General features: G+C 36.5%; 1 protein-coding gene and 1 pseudogene. Both read right to left on the minus strand.

All coding sequences use genetic code 11. The features are described from left to right. Positions 1 to 241: 241 nt before the first annotated feature. A complete protein-coding gene (locus C7B62_RS24485) occupies positions 242 to 3475 on the minus strand; it encodes a pPIWI_RE module domain-containing protein (RefSeq protein WP_106243907.1) in 3234 nt (1077 codons plus the stop codon). A 6-nt stretch (positions 3476 to 3481) separates the two neighbouring features. Continuing rightward, positions 3482 to 4931 (minus strand): annotated as a pseudogene (locus C7B62_RS24490) (hypothetical protein); the annotation flags it as partial.

The following is a 4931-nucleotide window of genomic DNA, read 5'->3' on the forward strand; positions in this document are numbered from 1 at the left end:
TGGGAAAATCCTACACTGGTGATTGACCAGATACCACGACTACAGCCCTAAAAGGCTTAGTCGCTGGAGACTTCATACATAGGTTAGTTAAAGAGTAATAAGTTAGTTTCGATTGGCTTATTGGTTTTACTCCAGGTAAAGTCTCAACTTGTACTTAAAATGAGAACGAAAAAGCGCGATGCCAACGAACAACGTTGAGTCCGAAGGACTTGCGTACGCTTCCGCGAGCGCGCTTTTTCGATTAGTCTGTTGTTTCTTCCTCTTCTTCCAAATTAAAATTACTAATATAGTCTCTTACTACGCGCTCAAAAAATAGTGGAGCAGCTAATTTTGTCCATTCATTAAAGTGACCATATCCATAGCGAAGAGATTCAACAAAACCAGCAATATAATCTGGTGTATCTTGTTTTTGGCGTGATACCACAATAATTTCTAAAGGATTTGGTGTTGCCCATTGATCTGTATGTGGCTCTTGGTCTTGAATGTTTTTGATTTTCAATCCAGCCGAATTTGTAACTTTTCGGTATTTATTTTTGCTCTTTGCATTTAATACTTTAGTTTCAAGATATTTATCCTGTTCAACTTTTCGATAGCAACTAACACCTCTTTGTTTTTGATGTAGTGTTTTCTTGCCAATAGAAAGATAGACAATGCAGCCAGTTTTATTCGGAAAATTAAGTTTATATAATCCTGTGGGACTTGATGGAGCTGAAATTTCTTTTTGCCTATCTTTGTCTGCTTCTAATTCTTTGATGATTCGAGTATCTTCTAGGTATGTTTCAGCTAGATATTTAACCTTATCTTCAATAATTCCTGGTGCTAAATCTTGTCTAATACGAACAATACGCGCCCCTTGCCAATTATCTTGCATATTAAGTTTTTGATTGATATCAATATCTTTTGTATTGAGTTTGCGATCGCTCAACCAATTCCAAAGTTGTACGCAATTTGAAGAATCAATCATCACAACAGGATTATTGCCGTCATCAACAGAATTGGAAATAATTGAATCCACAAACTCTTGAAAGCGATTGATACGAATGTTTTGTTTACTTCCAAGAGATATGGGAGAAATATTGGCTATGTCAAATAGGGCTTCGGTAAATGGTTGCCAGAGAGAAATAGTGAAACTTTGTGTTCTAGGATCTTCGTAGCAATAAGACATTTCACTGAGTCCAGTTTGAACATTTGTTCTAATTGCTATGGGGAGAAAAGTATTTTCCAGTCTTCCACTTTTTCTACCAGCATTTCTTTGGACAATTGTGATAGCAATAATTTCTTCTGGTCTATTTCTTAGTTCGATATGACCAAACCATTTATTGACTTTCTCCTGTATGTTGTCGATACGTCCAGAATGCGCCCAAAGTAGCTCTTTGGTAGAGGCTTGAGCGCGAATAATAAATTCCGCTATTTTTATATCTCCCGATTTCATCCAAAATTGTGGAGGGCGCATAAATTGTACGCAAGTGCGACCTATTGAAGCTAAGGCTCTACGAGTTGAGGGTTTATTTACTTTGTCGTCATGTAATTGCTTGTTTTCATGTTTAGGATCGGGATAAAACTCATCTGCCATCACCAAACAAAATTTCGGACGTTCAATTTTAGCAATTTTTTCAGCTACTGAAGTCCAAGCCTCTACTCTCTTCTGCGCTCTTGCTTGGTTTTTTAAATTACTTCCAGGTAGCATTGTTTTTCCACCATGAGTATCTTTAGGAAGTTTCTGTAGTTTAATTTCCAGTTTATCTCCCCAAAGCATTTTGATGACTGCTTCTAGTAGTCCAACAGTTTCATAATGCTTACTGTCATAGAAAATTATTAGTAAAGGTGTTTCATCAGGATATAGTTGCTGAATTGCTATCTTGTTAGCTGATAATAATTGTTTTAATTCTTTTGTTTGATTTCTTTTTTTGCTATTAAATCTGAAATTTTTGATACCTTTTTCGCTCAATTCAAAGTCAAAATACTCCTTGAGTAAATTATTAATTTCTTGATGGCTCATTTCATCGGGAGACTTTTTTTCAGAGTCAGAAACAGCCTTATTTTCTAGAGACTCTAAGATAGTATTAACTGAAGTAGGAGCATTGATAGTCCTAGAGCCAGCAATATTTTTTGAGTGAGCCATTCCTTTGCCAAATTTAACTTTAGAGTAGTCTTTAAAAGGCTTGATTCCTTCTGATTTTAAAATTTCAGTTATGGCTTTAAAAGCTTCTAGTTTATCTTTTTCAGGAACACCTGCTTTAATATCGTGACTTTTTTCTTGAATGCCATTACGATAAGTCAGAAGAACCTGACAATCTGCTGTTGAAGCTAGGTTTTGAACAATTTGTTTTCCATTAAAAATATTTAATGGCAAGTTCAACTCGCGCTGTAAAGCTGCAAAAGAACTATCTGGTTGCCATTCCCATTGATTAGTTTTTTTGTTTTGACGACGATTAAGTTGAAAATTAAAAATGCGCTCGCTATAGTTTTCCGAAAAAATAAAACCATTAATAGCATTAGAATCGAAACTATTTTCTTTAAGACTACTCAACCAACGCTTTTTGCCGACATCTACTTTTATTAATGGTTGAGGTAAGGAAGGAAAGGTAATAATCTCTAGGTCTACAAATAAGCTAAATAAACCTTTATTCTCTAGCAAGATTGGATTAGTTACTAATTGAACGCTACTTCCAGATTTGCTGGTAATAATTCGTTTAATGCCCCCTAATTCTGTAAAAAATTCGTGTTCGGCAATTAATCTGGCTAGATAATCGGCTAATGCGGGAAAAGAGTATTTATTGTTTGGTTTGGCAGTGCCACTTTCTTCATGTTGTAACCAAGGAAAAATCTGAGATTGGAATGGCTTAATTGATAAAAGAAGATTATCTGACTGTAGTTCTCTTAATTGTTCTATCGCATCTTCATCTATTCCTTCTTTTTCGCTATAAGGAACGAAATAATTCTCTAGCCAATCATTGATAATTGGTTTTAATCTTTTTACGATTTCTTCTTCATCTCCACCCTCTAGATATGCAAAAGGCTCTATTTTATAGTCCCTACTTTTTATTGCAGACTTACTCAAACCCATATTAGATTCAATTCGAGTGACATTAGACAACCTAATTTCTAAAAAACCTCTCAAAGAAGCATAGGGAAGATTTTTTATTTGCTTTATTTCCTTCAGGATTTTAGAAAAGTTAGCTAATGCTTCATTTGACCAAGAAATTGTCCAACCGTTAACCGTGACGGGAGGTAAAGTATCGGGAATAGTAAAGACGAAAGGAATCGTGGCAGTTGTTTTTGCATTTCCCAATTGAATATATTTTTTGGGTAGTAAGACTTCTAATTTGGCTGATCTTAACCAGGCAAATCGATGAAAATTATTTTGAGCCAATAGAGAAAGAGTAAATATTCCTACCTTTTTGCTGAAATCTTCTCTAGCAAATGGATCTAATTCGTACATTTTGATCTGTTCTAATTCTTGAGATTGAGTCATAGCTAATTACATATCTAGTAAAGGATCGAAGTCTTCGTAGTCATCGTCTTCATAAACTGAATCTTCTGACTGAAATAATTTTGTCGGATAAATTACCTTGTCTACCTTCTTCAAAGGTTCGAGAAAAGTACCGTAAAGTTCTTGATATATCTGGCGAATTACAGGATCGGGGTGTTTTATGCACTCTTCTAGAATGACGCGCATTTGAACGAGCATACTGTCGCGGGGAGAATCAGGTTTTCCTCTAGCCGATTGAGGAGCCCAGGCTGCATCAATAAAATAAACTGACACTGGACAACCATTCCTCATACCTCGTCCAATTGTTTGTAAGATTGCTACCATTTGATTGGCAGTGAAGGGTTTAAATAGCTCTGCACCCAATCTGCTAGCCATTAATGGCTCTTGTAACAGTCGTTTTGTATCGCGGTAAATATCCTTTCTCGCAGTCTCCCAAGCTAAATCGATATCTGCTAATCGATCTTCCGAAGAAAATGTACGGCGGTCGAATGCTTGAGTAGCACGTCCTGCTAAACTGTATAATAGCTGCGTGTCATCAGTAGTAGGGTGAGGACGAGTTAGAAAATAAATCGAACCAATAGCAGCATCTCTTTCTCGCGCACCTTTGGTAAAGACAATATTGACTCCACGACCAATAGCCAACATGGGAAAAATAATTAGATCGCAAGCCTCATCATCTCCAAGAGCCTCACATTGAGAAGTAGTAACATAATCAGAAGGTTTTTCTCCTTCTTCTAGATGACGCACCACAGCTTTGGTACGTTTGCCGAGATCTGGATAATTGCGGTCGAGATATCGTTTGATCTCTCTGACTTGTTGATAACCATTAACTACAAAAGCAGCTTTGCGATGAATACCATTTCTGACATCAAAGTTTCTAATCGCTTTTCTGACTTCTGACTTCTCACCATTTTTGACTAATTCATCAATCATTTTGCGTAAATTAGTGTCTCTTAGTTCGCCAGCACCGCTATAACGTAATGGTTCATTTCGTCGTTCTTTATCGAGAAAATATTGAAAATAGTATCTACTCGATTCTGAATCATGCTGGTTTACTTTAGGTTTGAGTAGATAGTTGGGATTAACATCAATGTGATAAGCAGGACTGGCTTTCAAATAAGAAGTAGCAGAAGTCATCAAAACTGCTGGTGCATCTTTTCTTCCGTCGGCTGCTAGTAAACGGTCAAAACGGTGCATCAACATTCGAGGCGCACCAACAAAAATAATATAAGACAGAGAAATATTACTAGAGTTGTTACGATTGGTATGAGCATTTTGTTCTTTATATTTAACTCCAGAAAGCCTTCCAATCAGATTTTCAGGAGTAAAACAGCGTAACTGGTGTGAAAGAGGAGGATTTAAAATTGGGTCTTTGATTAACCCCTCTGCAACCATCGTCCTAGTTTCAGGTACGGTGCGTTGATAGCCCAAAATAACG

The organism is Pleurocapsa sp. CCALA 161, from assembly GCF_003003995.1.
In the GTDB taxonomy this organism is placed as follows: Bacteria; Cyanobacteriota; Cyanobacteriia; order Cyanobacteriales; family Xenococcaceae; genus Waterburya.

Coding starts and splice junctions, on each gene's coding strand:
- C7B62_RS24485 (WP_106243907.1), bottom strand. CDS start 3,475: ATGACTCAATCTCAAGAATTAGAACAGATCAAAATGTACGAATTAGAT.